Raw genomic sequence first — 18,323 nt, forward strand, 5'->3', positions numbered from 1 at the left:
GGGTTTTAATGAACGTAACATTCCCGCATGGCTATGTAGTAAGTTGCTGATACCTAGCTTTAACTTGAAGTATTTCATGTATCAATTTTCTATACATGAAATACTTGCAATGTTGATTCAATTAAGGCTGAAAGTTTTCCGTGACATAACCGAGGATAAATTCAACACTGTAGTTATCCCAAAAAGCGCTAGGGGAGGAAGGCATGGAAGTCCACGTTGCATGGCTACTAGTATGGTTTGTGTTGTTACTTGAATAAGCTCTGCGTAGAGCGAATCTGCCTGGACCATCTGTCAGATACACGTAGCCATAAATACCTTCGTTCAACTGACCTTCGCAATTTGAATCTCTTGATGCGAAATGATGTTGGCCGCCTCGGTTCGGAATTACACAACGATATACTGGAACAGTAGTGCCAGGAATGTTGCCCACTGAACGCCATGCAATAGGAATTTGACCCTGCGTGTTTACACTGCTCGCTTCATTATAGTCATTTGTTTCAAAAACAACTTCATCCGCCAGGATTGCTCTATAGATATAATCGCCAGCATGTGCCGTTGTTGCTGTAAAGCATGCTAACAATGTTGCTACTCTGTATAAATTGGATAATTTCATAATCACTTTCAGTTTGGTTGACTCGAAAATTACATTAAAACCACCTGTTTTTTTAACAAGTGTATTTGGATGATATTTGTAAAATATTGTAAAGTCAAATAGTTTCTTTAGTGAAAATTTAATCAAAACACAACTTATTAATGTGATATTTATGTTTCCAAAAATAATTTTATTTAGTGCTGCCTGTTAAGGGATACTTTGATTTGATATAGGGTTAACCTGGGTAACAACAGCCTCTAAATAAGGCAGTTGTATTGAATATATTGAGTAATTTTATTATTTTCTGTCGGAAATTAATGAAGTACTATTTGCGATGTGTAAATAATCTGAATACTAATGTTTAATTAGTTTTCAACATTTTGATGTCCTATCTTATGCTTTTAGATATATTAGAAAGTAATACTACATATACTCTTTAGATGCAAACGAGAAATTGTTGACGAAATAAAATTATATAAATGGTATTACTTTAACCGAAGTTGCGGCAACCTAGGGGTTGGGTGCTACGACGGCTATCTCTCCTGGTTTTTCCAAATGTGTATCCTCTGGGGGCTTCAGATATAGGCATCACTTACGTGCATCCAAATTGTAGGCAATATTGAGAACACACTAGATCATCTATTGGTAGAAATCTGATTTCAACTACGAGATCCGTAAAAGCTGTGATTCCTCCCAAAGTGGTTTTGGCGAATATAATTTCGCTCTCAAATTTAATTATTTATCGAGAAGATTAATGTTGCTATCAAGGTTGGCCCAGAGTAAAGATAATAACTTCAATATAATTCGCTTTATCGCTGCCTCCGCAGTGCTGTTTGGGCACAGTTTTGCGTTACTTAGGCAGCCAGAGCCATTAGTCCAAAGCCTGGGGATGTCTATCGGGGCAATTTCTGTAGACCTATTTTTTGTGACAAGCGGCTTTTTGGTTACAGGTAGCCTGCTGTCACGTAAAAGCATCTCTGAATATTTTTGGAGTCGAGTCCTTAGGATTTATCCAGCTCTCATTATGATGTCTCTGGTAACTGTTTTTGGGCTTGGTGTTTTTTTTACGTCACTACCTCTAAAATTATATTTTCAACACCCAGATACGTATTCGTTTCTTGTCAAATGCTCGACAGTCATCGGTGGCATATCATTCTATTTGCCGGGGGTATTTGAAAACAATCCATACAAAGGAGCGGTAAATGGCTCACTGTGGAGCTTGGTGTACGAAGTAAAAATGTATGTCGTATTGGCCTTGCTCTGGTCAGTTTGCGGCATTCGAAATAACCAAAGATCTAAATTTGTCGGTTACGTTATTTTTATTAATATAGTAATTGCTGGCATATTGCTAATATGGCGACGTTTTCACGATTTCGAAGAAAGTCTTCTTCTTAGAACCGATTTCATGTTTTTTATGGGCGCCACATTTTGGGTGTTAAAAGACAAGGTTTATCTATCCTTCAGAATACTCGTCCCCATTGTTGTTGGACTGGCCATTTCTGCTTTGATAAGCCATGACGTACTGTTTGTTGCATATCAATTGACTGCTGCATATATACTTATTTATTTGGCATTTGTACCAGCAGGGATAATAAGAAAATTTAACGCATTGGGCGACATTTCATATGGTATGTATATTTACGCCTTTCCTGTTCAGCAATCTCTAATCGCATTGATACCAGGCATATCAATATTTCAACTTACAACCTTGTCGTTTGGAATAACTGTATGCTTTGCTTACGCATCTTGGCACTTACTTGAGCGACGAGTTTTGTATCTAAAAGGCAAACTTTTCCAGCAAGAGCGACGGTCTGAGCCAAAGAAACTGGCTCAATGAAAAAACCTAAGAAATTGCCTGCCATTTATCTATTAGGAAATCGACGGCTTCTGCATAGCCTTCGGTTCCACTCACCTGTGGCATATCGATGCTGCTAGCGGTTATAGCTCTTGCCACCGGTCGATATGCTATACAGCCATGGGCTGTAAGGCAGGCGCAAGAGGATTTTGGAATTTTTGATGACGCTACCCATCATCATGCCGCGACAAAACAGGCTGACGCCATCCTGTATTCTTTCGCACATGGCATCGGGGCTGTCAATGAATGCGGTTTTTTCAAAGCGGGTGATGATGACGGTCTTGCCTTCGGGCAGCAAGCCTATCGGGGGCACGACAAAGATGGTGATTTGGGTGTAGATGGTGATGGCTAGGATGACTACTATGGCGAGGCTGATTTTTATGCTTTTTTTCATGGTTGTGTTGAAGAGGATGAAATACGTTCTAGTGAATGAGTTCTGGCGACTAAGTTCTAATGACTGAGTTCTGGTGATTATGGCTGTGCATCTGCCTGGCTAAGGTATTTTTCGATAATTTGTTTGCGCAATTTTTCCAGCTCGCCACTGGCTTGCATGCTTCTGATGACTTGTTCGACTTTGGGTATCAGGTCTTTGTGTTTTTCATGCAGGAAATGATAAATCTCGGTTCTTTGTAGAGGTGGCGTTAGTAAGCTGATTTTGTTTTCCAAGTGTAATTTTTTGATGGCTACCATACCACTAAATGCGTCTGACACGGCAACATCCATGCGATTTTCTGACAGCATGATCATGAGTTGCTCCAGGTTGTTTGCCATATACACGGTCTTCATGCCCTTGGTACCATCCTCTGATGTCCCAACTCCCCGCACGATGCCGATACCATAGTCTTTGATGTCATCCCAGGCTTTGATCTCGAACTGATATTTCGCAGAGAATACCGAAGGCTCAATATAATTGATGGCGGGGCGCACTATCTTTAGCGTGGGGTACTGGCTTTCGACATGGATGTTTCTTTGTACTTCGCCATCCAGCACACCGGCACTTGATTCCATGAGCGCTCGCTTTGCCGGGCGATCAACCAGTTCAATTGGAATATTCAAGCGTTTGTAGACGACTTTGAGTATTTCGCCACCGACGAACTGATCCGGAATTTTTTCAATACGGGCAATATGCAGCGGGGTTTGGGCCCTGGCAGTCAGGCACAAGGCAAGTGTCAGCAAGATTGCCCAATTGGTAAACATTGCTTTCACTCCAATTCCTTCACATCGAATGGTTGAGGAACAGGCATCGTATAGATTAATTGTGACAAAACTTTGATTGCGGCTTGTATTCAAGCCAGTATTCGAGCTTGTATTTAGCTTGTCTCTAAGTTCGTCACTAAGAACGTGTTTACGATCTGTAGCGAGCGTCAGCGGGAGTAAGGGTAACAAAAAACGCAGCGCAAAAAGCGGAATGTACTGTAGTACATGAGCATTTTGAGCAGCACATGAGCCCCGCGTGGACTCCGATTGCGCTCGCGTAGTAAGATCGTAAGCAGGTTCTAAGTCTCCATATGTCTTGATTCTAGAACTGATTGATGTGCATTGCGTGGTTTATTTAAGTAAAGGCATAAGCCAGGTCAATATTTTTATTTTCATACGCAATCAGATAAGGGGAAGGTATAGTCTGGACAATGCGTATCTTTATGATAAGTAATGATGGCTAGACTTAAAAAATGCTGAATCCCGGAATTGCTATTCCAAATTCATATACTTCTGCGTAGTTAATTCATTTTTTTAATCAGAACTGCCGTCCTACACTCATGACTTCACTTATTAAGCCATTTCGTCATGAAAATCACAAAATTGACTACGTATCGACTGCCTCCAAGATGGATGCTGCTGAAGATTGAGACCGACGAAGGGGTAGTTGGCTGGGGCGAACCGGTTATTGAAGGGCGCGCCCGTACTGTTGAAACGGCGGTCCAGGAATTTGCCCACTTCTTGATCGGCCAGGACCCGGCCCGCATCAATGATCTCTGGCAAGTCATGTATCGCGGCAGTTTTTATCGTGGTGGTGCCATCCTCATGAGCGCCATGGCCGGTATTGACCAGGCCTTGTGGGACATCAAAGGTAAAGTGCTGGGCGTGCCGGTCTATCAATTGCTGGGCGGCCTGGTGCGTGACCGCATGAAAACCTATAGCTGGGTGGGTGGTGACCGTCCTGCTGACGTGATTGCTGACATTCGCCGCTTGCGCGAAGCGGGCTTTGATACCTTCAAGATGAATGGTACGGAAGAATTTGGCATGATTGACAGTGCCGCAGCAGTCGATGCCGCCGTCGGCCGGATTGCAGAAATTCGTGAAGCGTTTGGTAGCCAGATTGAATTTGGCATTGATTTTCATGGCCGGGTTGCTGCACCCATGGCCAAGGTCTTGTTGCGCGCGCTGGAGCCATATCGTCCCCTGTTTGTGGAAGAGCCGGTACTGGCCGAGCAGGCAGAATATTATCCGCGTCTGGCAGAAAGCACCTCGATACCGCTGGCAGCAGGTGAGCGCATGTATTCCCGCTTTGAATTTAAACGCGTGTTCGAGCAAGGTGGGATTGCCATTGTCCAGCCTGACCTGTCACATGCAGGTGGTATTTCTGAATGTCACAAAATCGCTGCAATGGCAGAAGCCTATGATATTGCATTGGCACCGCATTGCCCGCTGGGGCCGATTGCACTGGCAGCCTGCCTGCAACTTGATTTTGTAGCCCACAATGCAGTCTTGCAAGAACAAAGCATGGGGATTCATTACAACAAGGATGCAGAATTGCTGGATTACGTCATCAATCGCGAAGATTTGCGCATTACTGACGGCTATATCAAAGCCTTGCCGAAACCTGGTCTGGGTGTGGAAATTGATGAAGAGCGCGTGATCGAGGCCAGTCGTAATGCGCCTGACTGGCGTAACCCCTTGTGGCGTCATCCTGATGGCAGCGTTGCAGAATGGTAAGCATCAACCCCCCGGTTGCGAATAGCGATGTATCGGTTGCTTCCCTGTTGCTTCCTTAGCTAATGTGGGTTTAATCGGTATCATCGCAGCACAGCGTGCAAGAAACATTCTGAATAATGGAAGCAATCAATGACAAATACCCCAGCAATTTTTGATCAGGCATTCGCAAAACTGCCCTTGATCGCTATTTTACGCGGCATTCGCCCTACGGAAATTGAAGCCGTCGCAAGCACACTTTACACAGAGGGATTTCGTATCATCGAAGTGCCACTGAACTCACCATCGGCGCTGGAGTCGATAGCGATACTCAGTCGCTGCCTGCCAGCCGATGCACTGATAGGTGCAGGTACTGTACTCAGCACGGATGCAGTACGTCAGGTGCGTGATGCAGGCGGGCAACTGATAGTGATGCCGCATGCCGACACTGCAGTCATCCGTGCCGCCAAACACGAAGGTCTTATCTGTGTACCAGGCGTATGCACGCTGACAGAGGCATTTGCAGCGGTGCATGCTGGTGCTGATGCGGTAAAGCTATTCCCGGCTGAATTGATCACACCGCAGATTGTGCGTGCCATGCGTGCAGTGTTGCCGCCTTCATTACGATTGCTGCCTGTGGGCGGAATTACGCCTGACAATATGCACGATTATCTAAAGGCCGGAGTTGCTGGTTTTGGCCTCGGGTCAGCTTTGTACAAACCAGGACTGGACGCTGCCACCGTGGGCCTGCACGCCCGTCAATTTGTCAGCGCACTGGCACTATCTTAAGTACCGACGGCTACAACAAGGAAACGGCAATGCATAATAATATGAGACAAATCGTGAGACAAAACGCGAGACAAAACGGTATCAACAACACATCTGCTGCAACTGGCAAGCGTACAAAAATAGCCATCGCCTTATTCTCACTCTGGGTGGCATGCGCGCAGGCACAGGCGGCTAATGTGCTGACGATAGACGCCAGTGCCTTAACCCCGGACCCAGTGTCTGGTCATCTGAAAATGGGTACTGCACTGTCACCCAAGGGCGAACGCCTGGGGGCAAATAACCAGTACCTGACGCGCAATGGACAAGCCTGGCTACCGGTGATGGGTGAGTTTCATTATTCACGCAGCCCGGCAGCCAGTTGGGAAGCCGAACTGCGCAAGATGAAGTCGTCCGGTATTGATATTGTCGCCAGCTATGTGATCTGGAATCACCATGAAGAACGTGAAGGCCAGTTCAACTGGAAGGGCAATCGTGATTTGCGGCACTTTATTCAATTATGCGGCAAAGTTGGCTTGAATGTGGTGGTGCGTGTTGGCCCCTGGGCGCATGCAGAAGCACGCTTTGGTGGTGTGCCAGACTGGGTTGTGGATGCCATGCCAACGCGTGGCGATGATCCGCAATACATGCATTTTGTTGAACGCCTGTATGCCCAGATAGGGCAACAAATGCAAGGCCAGTTATGGAAAGACGGCGGACCTATCGTTGGCGTTCAGTTAGAGAACGAATACAATTTGCGTGGGCCGGGCGAGGGCGAAGGGCATATCCTGGCGCTCAAACGTCTGGCGCTTAAAGCCGGGATGGATGTTCCTTTATATACGGTAACGGGCTGGGATGGCACTGTTTATCCGTCGGGTGAAGTAACGCCGGTATTTGGTGGTTACCCCGATGAACCCTGGGGCGTCAGCACCAAAGAATTGCCGCCCAAGGAAACGTATGCATTCCGTTTCGATAGCCGTGTCAGTGGCGACCTGGGCGCGCAAACCGCCGCCACTGCGCCTGGTACAGCAGAAACCGACATTGCACTCACCCCTTTCCTAGGCGCCGAATATGGCGCTGGCCTGCCAGCTATGTACCGTCGCCGTACCCTGGTATCACCCGACGATATTGCATCCATGCTGCCTGTGCAGTTAGGTTCCGGCGTGAACCTGATGGGCTATTACATGTATCACGGCGGACGCAACCCTGTCAGTCAGCCATCGATGGAAGAAAGCACGCTCAGTGGCGGCTATAACGATACTCCAAAGATTACCTATGACTTTAATGCCCCCCTGGGGCCTGACGGCCAGCAACGCCCTGTATTGACGCGCTTGCGCCCATTCCATTATTTCTTGCATGATTTTGGACCACGCCTGGCACCGATGACAGTGCGCAAGCCAGAACTGGTACCTGCATCAGCCCAAGAATTGACCACCCCGCGTTTCTCGGTAAGAAGCAAGGGTGACAGCGCTTTCCTGTTCGTGAACAACCACGTGCGCCAATATGCAATGCCCGTGCAATCCGGCTTGCAGTTTTCCGTTAAATTGCCGCATGAAACGCTGGTTTTCCCGCAGCAGCCGATTGATGTCGCGGATGGCAGTTATTTCATATGGCCAATTAATTTGGATCTTGACGGTACTTTGCTAAACTACGCCACAGCACAGCCGGTAGCCCGCCTGGATAACGGCAAAGACGGCGTGCTGTATGTGTTTTCTGCCGCCAGGGGCATACCTGTAGAACTGGCGTTTAATGCCGATGTGGCGCAGTATGTGCAGGCACCCTCTGCCACACTGAGCAAGCAAGCTAATCGCCTTATTGTAGATAAAATCACCCCGGGAACATCGGCAACACTGACAATCAATCGTCCGGGATCGAAGCCAGTGACGATTCTGGTACTGACGCCAGAGCAGGTACAGCAATTGAGTATCGGCGTGCTGGGTGGCCAGCGTCGCATGGTCATGAGTGAACAAGATGCGTATTTTGATGCGGGCAGCTTGCAATTGCGATCTGCAGGGCAAGAAAATTTCAGGGTAGCGATTTATCCTGCCCTTGTCAGCAAACCTGCAGCCAATCAGGCGCTGACTGCGGCAGCGAATGACGGTGTGTTTCAAGTGTTTGAAGCACACTTCTCAAAATTGAATGTTGACGTCAGCATCAAGCAGACCCGGGCCGCCCGCAAAATGCCTGCGGTAATGATAGGTGGCCTGGCCAAGGCAGCAATGCAGCCAATTCCTGAAAACTTCAGCCATGCTGCGACGTGGCAAATAGCGGCACCCAAAGCACAGTTGAAGGGCTTGGACGATGCCTTGCTGGAAATCGATTTTGTGGGCGACATCGGTCGATTGTTTGCTGGCACACGCATGCTGGATGACTGGTATTACAACGGTCAGAAATGGCAAATCAACTTGAAGTCGCTCGGTGTGTCCCTGGATCAGGGCTTGACCTTAAACGTACTGCCATTGCGTTCTGACGCGCCAATTTATTTACCGAAAGAGCATCGCCCTCCGTTTGATGGACGGGCACAAATCGCCAGCTTGCGCAATTTGCGTGTTATTCCCGTCTATCAGTTGCGTTTGAGCGCGAAGTAAATGCGCTGAGTTAGTCGACAACTATATTTATTAGCGTGCCTGACGCGCTTTTGATGATAGTGGTGGTGATGATGGTAATGTAGGAATGGTTGAAAATTTTTCCCTCAAAACAAATAAGAGACAATGATGAAAACAAGCATGGTACGAACTATCTGGTCCCGCCTGGTTGCCAGCACGCTGACTGCCGCATTTTGCACTCTTGCTGTGAATTCGCCGGCACTGGCTGCTGATCCGGTGAAAATCGGTTTCCTGGTCAAGCAGGCAGAAGAACCATGGTTTCAGGATGAATGGCACTATGCAGAGCAGGCAGCCCACGACAAGGGTTTTACCCTGGTCAAGATAGGTGTTCCCAATGGTGAAAAAATGATGGCGGCGATTGACAATCTCGCCGCACAAAAAGCACAGGGTTTTGTGATTTGCGCACCCGATGTCAAGCTGGGTACTGCGGTGGAACGTACCGCCAAGCGCAATAACCTGAAAGTGATCTCTGTTGATGATCAACTCATAGACGGTAGCGGAAAAGCGATCAGCTCAATTCCGCACATGGGTATCTCTGGATATGACATAGGCAAGCAGGTCGGGCAAGGTTTGCTTAATGAAATCAAGGCGCGTGGCTGGGTGCTGTCTGAAGTCGGGGCGATGCGTCTGGCATTTGATCAATTGCCGACTGCGCAACAGCGCACACAAGGCGCTGCAGATGCGCTGAAGGCGGCGGGTCTTCCGGCTGCCAATGTGTTCGACGCCGCGCAGGCAAAAACGGATACGGAAAGTGCTTTTAATGCCGCCAATATTGTGTTCACCAAACAAACCAAGTTCAAGCATTGGGTGGTCTTTGGCCTGAATGATGAAGCTGTGCTGGGAACAGTACGTGCAGCAGAAGGCCGTGGATTGCGCAACGATGCCGTGATTGGTATCGGCATTGGTGGCAGCAAGGCCGCACTCAATGAATTTGCCAAGCCTAACCCAACCGCGTTCTATGGCAGTGTCTTGATCAGTTCCAAGCGTCACGGCTATGAGACGACCATGAATATGTATAAATGGATTACCGAAAACAAATTGCCAGCAGCAGTGACATTCACCAGCGGCGTGTTGATGACGCGCCAAAATCAGGCTGCTGTGCGCGCCGATTTCGGACTGTGAGATGGTCGCTGCCATGTCGTCCACGAAGCCAGCGTATCTGCAATTTAACAATGTATCCAAGTTTTTTCCGGGGGTAAAAGCACTTAATGGCGTCAGTTTTGACGCCCATGCCGGCACGGTGCATGGCTTGCTGGGGGAGAATGGCGCTGGCAAATCCACCTTGTTGAAAATACTCGGTGGACAATATCGGCCTGATGGTGGCCATCTGCTTGTTGATGGCCGTGAACGCCATTTCACTTCCGCTGGTGACGCAATCGCGGCGGGCATTGCCGTGATTCATCAGGAATTACAGTACGTGCCGGAATTGAGCGTTGCAGAAAACCTGCTGCTTGGTCGTTTGCCGCAACGACTCGGTTTCGTCAATAAAGCCGAGGCCAGTCGCCTGGTGAAACAACGCCTGAACCTGATGGGAGTTGACCTGAACCCGGAGGCCAAGTTATGCGACCTGTCGATAGCCCAGCGCCAGATGGTAGAGATTTGCAAGGCCTTGCTGCAAGATGCGCAGGTGATTGCATTCGACGAACCGACCAGCAGCCTGTCTCATCGCGAAAGTGAAATTCTTTTCCGCCTGATCCATGATCTCAGGGCAGCAGGCCGCACGATTATTTATATTTCACATCGACTGGAAGAGTTGTATGCCTTGTGTGATGCCTGCACCATTTTCCGTGATGGCCGCAAAATTGTGACGCATCCGGTGATGAGCGAAGTGCCGCGTGATGTATTGATCAAGGATATGGTGGGGCGCGACTTAAGTGATATTTATGATTATCGTACCCGGACCCTGAGTGGCGAGCGCCTGATAGTAAAAGGATTGAAAGGCGCATCATTGACCGAACCACAGGAATTCAGCGTTCGCGGCGGTGAAGTACTTGGCTTTTTTGGCCTGGTTGGTGCCGGACGTAGCGAGTTGATGCGCTTGCTGTATGGTGTCGACAAACGGACTGGTGGCGCACTGGTAACACTGGATGGCGTCACAGTGTCTGACAAGGGACCATCAGCAGCAATCGATGCAGGTATTGTGTTGTGCCCGGAAGACCGTAAAGAACAAGGTATTTTGGCGCAGGCGTCCGTATCAGAAAATATTAATATCAGTTGCCGTCGTCATGATTTGTTGGGCGGATTATTTTTGCGTCACAAGCGTGAAGCAGAACTGGCAGACCAGTTTATACAACGACTGAAAATAAAAACACCACACCGTAACCAGGAAATTCGCTTGCTATCAGGTGGCAATCAGCAAAAAGTTATCCTGGCCCGCTGGCTGGCCGAGCCGCATTTGAAAGTGCTTATACTGGATGAGCCGACACGGGGGATCGACGTCGGGGCAAAAAATGAAATTTATCGCATCATCCATGAAGTTGCAGAACGCGGATGTTGTGTCATCGTCGTATCGAGTGAGTTACCCGAAGTCTTGGGGGTATCCGACCGTGTCATCGTCATGCGCGAAGGGCGCATCAGTGGACAGCTTGAACGTGCGCAGGCAAACGAGGCAGCGGTCCTCGATCTGGCGCTGCCAGATAAGTAATTAGATTAGGCAATCAAATTAATTTTTACAGGAATATTCCATGACTTCCCTCAGTTCCACACCTGCTGAAGACACCGCAACAGCAGTAGTGCAAAACCATGCTGCCGGCGACAGTGCCCAGACGCGCAGAAACCGCTGGCTGGTAGATCAAAGCATGTCAATCGGGTATGCCATATTGTTTGTGTTGCTGGCATTTACTGTAGAGAATTTTTTCTCGGCGGCCAATATTGTCGGTCTGATGCTGTCCGTTGCGCAAATTGGCATGGTGGCATGCACCATGATGATGTGTCTGGCGTCGCGTGACTTTGATCTTTCGGTTGGCTCGACCATTGCGTTCTCTGGCGTGCTGGGGGCGATTATTTTAGAGCATACCCAAAGTGTGACGCTGGCCGTCGGCGGTGGCTTGTTGGCTGGTGCGCTGATCGGCGCGGGCAATGGCATCCTGATTGCCTATATGCGCGTGAATGCGCTGATAGCGACCCTGGCCACCATGCTGATGGTGCGTGGCCTGGCATTTATTGTTTCAAAAGGGCAGGCAGTTGGCATTGCAAATGACAGCTTCATCAGTTTTGGTGACGGACGCCTGTTTGGCTTGCCGTATCCGGTCCTGGTGGTGGCGATTTGTTTCATCGTGTTTGGGGTCTTGCTCAATCACACTGTCTTTGGCCGCAATACATTGGCGATAGGCGGCAATCCGGATGCTGCGCGACTGGCAGGTATCAAGGTGGAACGTTTGCGTGTCTGGATTTTTTTGCTGCAGGGTTTGGTCACTGCCGTCGCAGGTTTGATCCTGGCGTCGCGCATTACTAGCGGCCAACCTAATTCTGCGCAAGGTTTTGAACTCGACGTTATTTCTGCCTGTGTTTTGGGTGGTGTATCTTTGCAGGGTGGTAAAGCACGTATTTTCGGTGTCCTGATCGGTGTATTGATCATGGGTACGGTTGAAAACGTCATGAACCTGATGAATGTCGATGCCTTCTATCAATACCTGATGCGTGGTTTCATTTTACTGGCAGCTGTCTTGCTGGATCAGTTAAAAAGCCGTAGTACGCGCAGTTAAAAAAGCATACCCTGAGCAGAATCCCAGGCGCAAGCGTGTTTGGGATTCTGGTTTGCTGACACTACTTCCATGTGAATTAGATTTATGCATGGATGCGCCGGACAATAAGGCCAGAAAACAACAGCGACTGTGTCCAGGCGCACAGACCAGGTTCTATATTTTGCGTGATTTGCGCTGAAAGCTCGTGCAAAGTAATTGGCAGTAGCACTAATTATTACATCCATCCTCATTCGGTTTTGTTACTCGTCATCGCCTTGAAAATAAAGAAGGTGTATTTTTTCACGCGCACAAAACCAACTGTCTGAATCAATTCCCCCATAGCTGGCTATTCAAAAAAAAGTAAATCATTCGACGTTTGAATGACTTTATTTTTTCACTTTCCCTTCATTCACTTCTATCGTTTTTGGACATCGAAAAATAAAAATGAGATTTGATGTTAATCATTTTCTCAACGGTGGTCGGACAACAGTTCTCTGGCGGATATATCGACGACATATTAACTATATGAAATTCGTATATTGTTTGCGAAATAATTCATTGGAATGCAATAGTGTCAATCAATAAGATGATTAGAACTCATCCCGATATATGAAATGAGTGCCAAAGCTCTGGAGTTAGAAAGAGTTAGTCGCTGGCCTTATTCCGGCAGCGCTTTAAAAAATTAATGGAGACAAAATGAAACAAAAGAAAATCAGCTGGCTTATCCATGCCTTGTTCGTGATGCCAGCAATCAGCGCGACCGCCTTTGCTCAAGAAAAGCCGGCAGTGCCAGCTACAAACGAAGTACAACTAGTGACAGTGAGTGGCATTCGCGCGTCCCTCAGCTCTTCCCTGGTGACCAAACGTGTGCAAGATGGGGTGGTTGACGCGGTATCTGCTGAGGATGCAGGCAAATTCCCTGATACGAATATCGCTGAATCCCTGCAGCGCGTCACCGGTGTGCAAATTCAGCGCAACAATGGCGAAGGCCGCTACATCTCTGTGCGCGGCTTGGGACCTGAGTTCAACAATGTACTGGTCAATGGCCGCACCATGACCAGTGACACCGGCGGCCGCGAGTTTTCCTTCGACCTGCTGTCCCCCGACCTGATCTCGAAAGCGCTGGTGTACAAGACGTCGCAGGCCTTCCTACCAGAGGGTGGTATCGGTTCAACGGTGGATATCCAGACCGCGCGGCCGTTATCGGGCAAACTGGGCCATACCTCGGTGGTCAATGTCTCGGACTCCTACGATTCGAATTCCAAAAAGAATACACCCAATATCAGCGGCATGTATTCGTTTGCCAGTGATGACCGGACCTTTGGCGTCACCGGTTCGCTGTCCTATAGTGACCGTGCGTCCAAGCAAAACAAGGCTATCACGGACGCCTGGAACTACCGCGATGTTTCTATGATCAACGGCAATCTCAACTCCAAAGGGTTGACGATGGCTGATGTGACCACCAAAAAGCTCTACATGCCGCAGAGCTACGGCTTTCAGCAAGAGAATGAAAGTCGCAAGCGGCTGGTTGGCAATCTGACGGTGCAATACAGTCCATCCCCGACCTGGAAGCTGACCGCTGACGCCCTGTATTCGCGTCTCGATCAAAAGAATGACGTGATCGCGTTCAGCGATTGGAATAATCCCGTGCAGCTCGGCGTCAAGTACGACACCAACAACCAAGTCACCAGCTTCCTGCGGCCTGGCTCGATCTTCTATGCAAATAATCCGGCGCTGGCCGGTAGCGGTCAACTGCTGGGCGAGGCCAATTCGAACGACATGATCGTCAAAGGTGGCGATCGCCTGTCTACCACGCAGGCGTTTGGCCTGAACTCGAAATGGGCGCTGGCACCAGAGTTGAAACTGGAAGGCGATATTTCCAGCTCCCGCACTAACTCCAAATCTCCGAATATGTGGATTGTGGCCGGCATGGTGCCGAAGAATGGCGATGTGCTGACCTTTGGCAGCAGCCCCGGTCTGGTGTTCGGCGACGGCATTGCTGATCCGACCGCAGTGCGGGCCCACGCCGTATCATATGGCGATATCCGCAATCTCGATGACCTGCAGGAAGGACGTTTCAATTTATCCTGGAATCACGAGATCGGCTACTTCAAGGGCATCGATTCCGGCATGGGCTACTCGCAGCGCGATGTGGAACGGAGGCAGTGGAACAACGATGCCTGGAATGCCTTCAGTGGATATCACGTTGCCTTGCCTTCGTCCTTGTTCACCGTTACGCCGATGGATAACTTCATGGGCAATGGCGCACAGATTCCGAGCGCCTATCTGCGCTTCGATCCGTATGCCTACATGAATTACTTGAACCAGCCTTCGCTGCTGGCGCAATCTAATGATCCGGCACTGTATCTGGATAAAACCAAGTATCCGAATGGTCCGATGGCGATCGATTACACTAAACCTGACATGTGGGGCGTTAAGGAGAAAGTATCGAGCTTCTTCCTGAACTCCAAATGGGAAGGCGCGGGATGGTCGGCGGATGCTGGCATGCGTGTGGTGCATGTGAACTCGGCTTCGACTGGCATCAGCCGCATTTTGCTGTCGGCAGTGAAAAGCCCCAACGACACGACCTATATACTGAACTGGGGGGATGCCAGCACAAACACCGTCAGCAACAGCTACAACAGCTTCCTGCCATCTGCCAATCTGAAGTTCGACCTGACTGCCGACATGCTGCTGCGTTTGGGGGTGTCCAAGACTGAGACACGTCCGACCTTGAGCCAGATGGGTGTGAACAATTCTTACGGTGGGCGTTATGGCGATGTACAAACCGGCGGCGGTAATCCTTATCTGAAACCTATGCAGTCGAAGAACTTCGATTTGTCGTATGAATGGTATCTGTCGAAGACCAACTACGTCAGCGTAGCCCTGTTCCTTAAGGATGTCTCCAACTTCCTTGAGACCAGGATGGTGGACATAAAAATTCCCCAGTATGTTGAAGTGGTCCACGACACACGCGTTCGTAACGGGCAAAAAGGCAAGATCAGGGGCATGGAACTGGCTGGGCAGTATGCCTTCGACAATGGCATCTCCTGGTTGAAGGGATTCGGCGTGGCCGCCAACTATACCTATGTGGACGCCAGCGCGACCCGCGATACCGTTACCGATAGCAGCGTGCCGACCTGCGGTTATCCTGGCTTGTCGCCGCAATCCTATAACGGCTCGGTTTTCTACGAAAATGACAAATTACAGGCACGGATGAGTTATAACTGGCGTAACAGCTTCTCGGTTGATTGTGGTGGCGGCAGCACCTTGCCGCGTAACCGTGCGGCCTATGGCCAGACCGACGCTAGCCTGCGTTACAACCTGACGCCGAAGATGGCTTTGTACGCAGACTTCATTAACCTGAGCAACTCCAAGATGCACGAATATGCCAGCAACGAGTCGCAATTCCTTACCCTGGAAGATGTCGGACGCCGGGTTAACCTTGGCCTGCGGATAGCATTCTAAATGATGCGCGCGAACCTGCCTCGCCGTCGTCTGCTGCAAGGTGCCGCTGCCGTTGCCGGCGGCATCTTGTTACCGACCCACGCTGGCGCTCAAGCCGCGCCGCGCTTTGCTGTCGGTGCCAGCGATTTTCTCATCGACGGCAAACCGTTCCAGATCCGTTGCGGCGAAATGCACTTCGCACGCGTGCCACGCGAATATTGGGCCCATCGCCTGAAAGCCATTAAGGCGATGGGTTTGAATACGGTGTGCGCCTACCTGTTCTGGAATTATCACGAATGGAGAGAAGGAAAATTTGACTGGAGTGATCAGCGCGACGCGGTGGAATTTTGCCGTTTGGCGCAACAGGAAGGCTTGTGGGTGATCCTGCGCCCCGGTCCTTACGCCTGCGCCGAATGGGAGATGGGTGGCCTGCCGTGGTGGCTACTCAAGAAGCATCCTGGCGACGCTTTCCTGCGTACGCGCGATCCTGCGTTTGTCGATCCGGCACGGCGCTATCTGCGTGAAGTCGGTCGTGTGCTTGGGCCGATGCAGGTGACCCATGGTGGCCCTATCCTGATGGTCCAGGTGGAGAATGAGTATGGCTTCTTCGGTGAAGACCTGGACTACATGCGCGTGCTGCGCCAAACGCTGCTTGATGCCGGTTTCGACGTGCCGCTATTCCAGTGCAACCCCACCAATGCGGTTGCCAAGACCCATCTGGCCGGTATGCTTTCGGTTGCCAATTTCGGTAGCGACCCGGCGGGCGGTTTCAAGGCACTCGCTGCAGTTCAGGCAGCACCGCTGATGTGCGGTGAATACTACTCGGGCTGGTTTGACACCTGGGGCAATCCTCACCGCCGGGGGGACAATATGTCTGCTGTCGTCGACATTCAGGCCATGCTCAAGGCGAATGGCTCGTTCAGCCTTTACATGGCGCATGGTGGTACCACCTTCGGCCTGTGGGGCGGCTGCGACCGTCCCTTCCGGCCGGACACCACCAGCTACGATTACGACGCACCGATCAGCGAAGCGGGATGGACTGGTGCCAAGTTCAATGCCTACCGCGAAGGCATGCGTCCTTTCCTGGCATCGGGCGAAGTGCTGCCCGAGCCACCAGCACGCCTTCCGGTCATGCACATCGATGCGTTTGTGCTGACCGAGACGGCACCGGTACTGCTCAATCTGCCGCAGCGAGCGATCAAGGCCGTATCGCCGGTACCGATCGAACAGTACGACATCAGTCGCGGTCTGGTTTCCTATCGTGTGCAGCTGCCGGCCGGGCCAGCGGGGCTGTTGGCCGCTGCCAAAGTGCGCGACCTGGCCTGGGTGTATGTCGACGGCAAGCAAGTGGGAACAATGGATACACGCCATCGCCGTTTTTCGGTTGCGGTGCCAGCGCGCAGCAAGACCGTAACGGTGGAAATTCTGCTGTATACCATCGCACGGGTGAACTTCGGGCTCGAAGTTCACGACCGCAAAGGCCTGCATGGTCCGGTGACGTTCACGGCAAAGGGCAGCGCCGTGCGGACGTTGGAGAACTGGGAAATCCGCGCCATCGATTTTGATGCCGATGGCGTGCTGCCGCCCCTGTCGTTCAAGCGCGGACGCGCCAAAGGTCCCGCCTTCTGGCGTGGCGGCTTCGAGGCCAGCAGGCAGGCAGATACCTTCCTTGATATGTCCAGTTGGGGACAGGGCATCGTGTGGATCAATGGTCGTTGCCTTGGCCGCTATTGGAGCATTGGACCGACGCAAACCATGTACCTGCCTGGTCCATGGATCAGGAAGGGCCACAACGAAATCGTGGTGCTCGACCTCACCGGCCCGCGCAGTGCCCGTATTGCCGGGCTCACCGAACCGATACTCGACCAGCTCAATCCGGAGCTGGACCTGGTGCGTCCACCCAGCACGGTCAAGCCGGCGCTGGAAGGCATTATGTTGGCGCAGGAGGGTGAATTTGCCGCAGGAAGTGCGACCCAGGATGTGCTGTTCGTCGCACCAGTCAAAGGCCGCCAGTTCTGCCTGGAGTCGCTGAGCGCCTTCGACGGCAAACAGTACGCGGCGGTTGCCGAGATTTCGCTACTTGGCAAAGACGGCAAGACCATCAACCAGCAATCGTGGACCATCGCCTACGTTAGCAGCGAGGAGTTGAAGAAGGAGGACGGCTCGGCGCTCAATGCGATCAACGGGCAAGCGTCGGATCACTGGCACACCGCGTTTTCTGGTGGAGCAGGCCACCCGCACCAGTTGATCATCGATCTGGGTCAGCAGGTGGAGGTGGCGGGAGTGCGCTACACGCCGCGCCAGGGGCCTGACACGGTTACCGGGCGTATCAAGCAATACCGCATGTATGTCGCTGATAAATTGGTCAGGGAATAATAAAATAACAGTTTAAAATAGCAGTTTTTTTTAGGACTTACGCAAAATTGTTCCAGCAAGGTCTCAGCGACGAAGACAGTACTTTAGTA

Annotated in this window: 12 protein-coding genes; 9 read left to right on the plus strand and 3 right to left on the minus strand. The window is 50.5% G+C overall.

All coding sequences use genetic code 11. From position 1 onward, the window contains the following. Positions 1-121 precede the first annotated feature (121 nt). Entirely contained in the window at positions 122-739 is a 618-nt protein-coding gene (locus tag ACO0K9_RS17030) for a hypothetical protein (RefSeq protein WP_422987036.1), read from the minus strand. 607 nt (positions 740-1,346) lie between these two features. On the opposite strand from ACO0K9_RS17030, the gene ACO0K9_RS17035 reads away from it, so the two are divergent. Continuing rightward, positions 1,347-2,429 carry an acyltransferase family protein gene (locus ACO0K9_RS17035; protein ID WP_422987038.1) on the plus strand — a complete coding sequence of 361 codons (1,083 nt, stop codon included), beginning with the start codon at positions 1,347-1,349 and terminating at the stop codon, positions 2,427-2,429. 94 nt (positions 2,430-2,523) lie between these two features. Here the strand turns inward: ACO0K9_RS17035 and ACO0K9_RS17040 are convergent, their stop codons facing one another. Both ACO0K9_RS17040 and ACO0K9_RS17045 read right to left on the minus strand, forming a co-directional pair. Next, positions 2,524-2,841, minus strand: coding sequence for a hypothetical protein (locus ACO0K9_RS17040; protein WP_422987040.1), 318 nt, complete (start codon positions 2,839-2,841; stop codon positions 2,524-2,526). 77 nt (positions 2,842-2,918) lie between these two features. Beyond that, positions 2,919-3,644 (minus strand): substrate-binding periplasmic protein, encoded by a 726-nt coding sequence (locus ACO0K9_RS17045; protein ID WP_422987042.1) that lies wholly within the window; start codon positions 3,642-3,644, stop codon positions 2,919-2,921. 588 nt (positions 3,645-4,232) lie between these two features. On the opposite strand from ACO0K9_RS17045, the gene dgoD reads away from it, so the two are divergent. The 8 genes from dgoD to ACO0K9_RS17085 all read left to right on the plus strand — a co-directional run bounded on the left by dgoD (position 4,233) and on the right by ACO0K9_RS17085 (position 18,234). Next, positions 4,233-5,381: a galactonate dehydratase gene (gene dgoD, locus ACO0K9_RS17050; protein ID WP_422987044.1), complete on the plus strand. Its 1,149-nt coding sequence runs from the start codon at positions 4,233-4,235 to the stop codon at positions 5,379-5,381. Between the two features lie 129 nt (positions 5,382-5,510). Then, complete coding sequence (locus ACO0K9_RS17055) at positions 5,511-6,146, plus strand: 2-dehydro-3-deoxy-6-phosphogalactonate aldolase (protein WP_422987046.1); 636 nt, start codon at positions 5,511-5,513, stop codon at positions 6,144-6,146. A gap of 53 nt (positions 6,147-6,199) precedes the next feature. Beyond that, on the plus strand, positions 6,200-8,710 hold the full coding sequence (locus ACO0K9_RS17060) for a beta-galactosidase (protein ID WP_422987048.1): 2,511 nt from the start codon (positions 6,200-6,202) through the stop codon (positions 8,708-8,710). A gap of 138 nt (positions 8,711-8,848) precedes the next feature. After that, the gene (locus ACO0K9_RS17065) at positions 8,849-9,850 is read left to right on the plus strand and encodes an arabinose ABC transporter substrate-binding protein (RefSeq protein ID WP_422987247.1); all 1,002 of its coding nucleotides are present in this window, start codon (positions 8,849-8,851) and stop codon (positions 9,848-9,850) included. A 13-nt stretch (positions 9,851-9,863) separates the two neighbouring features. Next, positions 9,864-11,372, plus strand: coding sequence for an L-arabinose ABC transporter ATP-binding protein AraG (araG, locus tag ACO0K9_RS17070; protein ID WP_422987050.1), 1,509 nt, complete (start codon positions 9,864-9,866; stop codon positions 11,370-11,372). A 40-nt stretch (positions 11,373-11,412) separates the two neighbouring features. Then, complete coding sequence (gene araH / locus ACO0K9_RS17075) at positions 11,413-12,432, plus strand: L-arabinose ABC transporter permease AraH (RefSeq protein ID WP_422987052.1); 1,020 nt, start codon at positions 11,413-11,415, stop codon at positions 12,430-12,432. A 675-nt stretch (positions 12,433-13,107) separates the two neighbouring features. Then, positions 13,108-15,879, plus strand: a complete 2,772-nt coding sequence (locus ACO0K9_RS17080; protein WP_422987054.1) for a TonB-dependent receptor — start codon at positions 13,108-13,110, stop codon at positions 15,877-15,879. Positions 15,880-15,882: 3 nt separating this feature from the next. Next, positions 15,883-18,234 carry a beta-galactosidase gene (locus ACO0K9_RS17085; protein WP_422987056.1) on the plus strand — a complete coding sequence of 784 codons (2,352 nt, stop codon included), beginning with the start codon at positions 15,883-15,885 and terminating at the stop codon, positions 18,232-18,234. Positions 18,235-18,323 lie beyond the last annotated feature (89 nt).

Origin of the sequence: Undibacterium sp. Ji50W (assembly GCF_049340445.1) — a bacterium.
Lineage (GTDB): Bacteria > Pseudomonadota > Gammaproteobacteria > Burkholderiales > Burkholderiaceae_D > Undibacterium.

What these genes read in the sequence shown, in the direction of transcription:
- ACO0K9_RS17035 (WP_422987038.1), top strand. Translation starts at nt 1,347, where the DNA reads ATGTTGCTATCAAGGTTGGCCCAGAGTAAAGATAATAACTTCAATATA.
- ACO0K9_RS17040 (WP_422987040.1), bottom strand. Translation starts at nt 2,841, where the DNA reads ATGAAAAAAAGCATAAAAATCAGCCTCGCCATAGTAGTCATCCTAGCC.
- ACO0K9_RS17045 (WP_422987042.1), bottom strand. Translation starts at nt 3,644, where the DNA reads ATGTTTACCAATTGGGCAATCTTGCTGACACTTGCCTTGTGCCTGACT.
- dgoD (WP_422987044.1), top strand. Translation starts at nt 4,233, where the DNA reads ATGAAAATCACAAAATTGACTACGTATCGACTGCCTCCAAGATGGATG.
- ACO0K9_RS17055 (WP_422987046.1), top strand. Translation starts at nt 5,511, where the DNA reads ATGACAAATACCCCAGCAATTTTTGATCAGGCATTCGCAAAACTGCCC.
- ACO0K9_RS17065 (WP_422987247.1), top strand. Translation starts at nt 8,849, where the DNA reads ATGGTACGAACTATCTGGTCCCGCCTGGTTGCCAGCACGCTGACTGCC.
- araG (WP_422987050.1), top strand. Translation starts at nt 9,864, where the DNA reads ATGTCGTCCACGAAGCCAGCGTATCTGCAATTTAACAATGTATCCAAG.
- araH (WP_422987052.1), top strand. Translation starts at nt 11,413, where the DNA reads ATGACTTCCCTCAGTTCCACACCTGCTGAAGACACCGCAACAGCAGTA.
- ACO0K9_RS17080 (WP_422987054.1), top strand. Translation starts at nt 13,108, where the DNA reads ATGAAACAAAAGAAAATCAGCTGGCTTATCCATGCCTTGTTCGTGATG.
- ACO0K9_RS17085 (WP_422987056.1), top strand. Translation starts at nt 15,883, where the DNA reads ATGCGCGCGAACCTGCCTCGCCGTCGTCTGCTGCAAGGTGCCGCTGCC.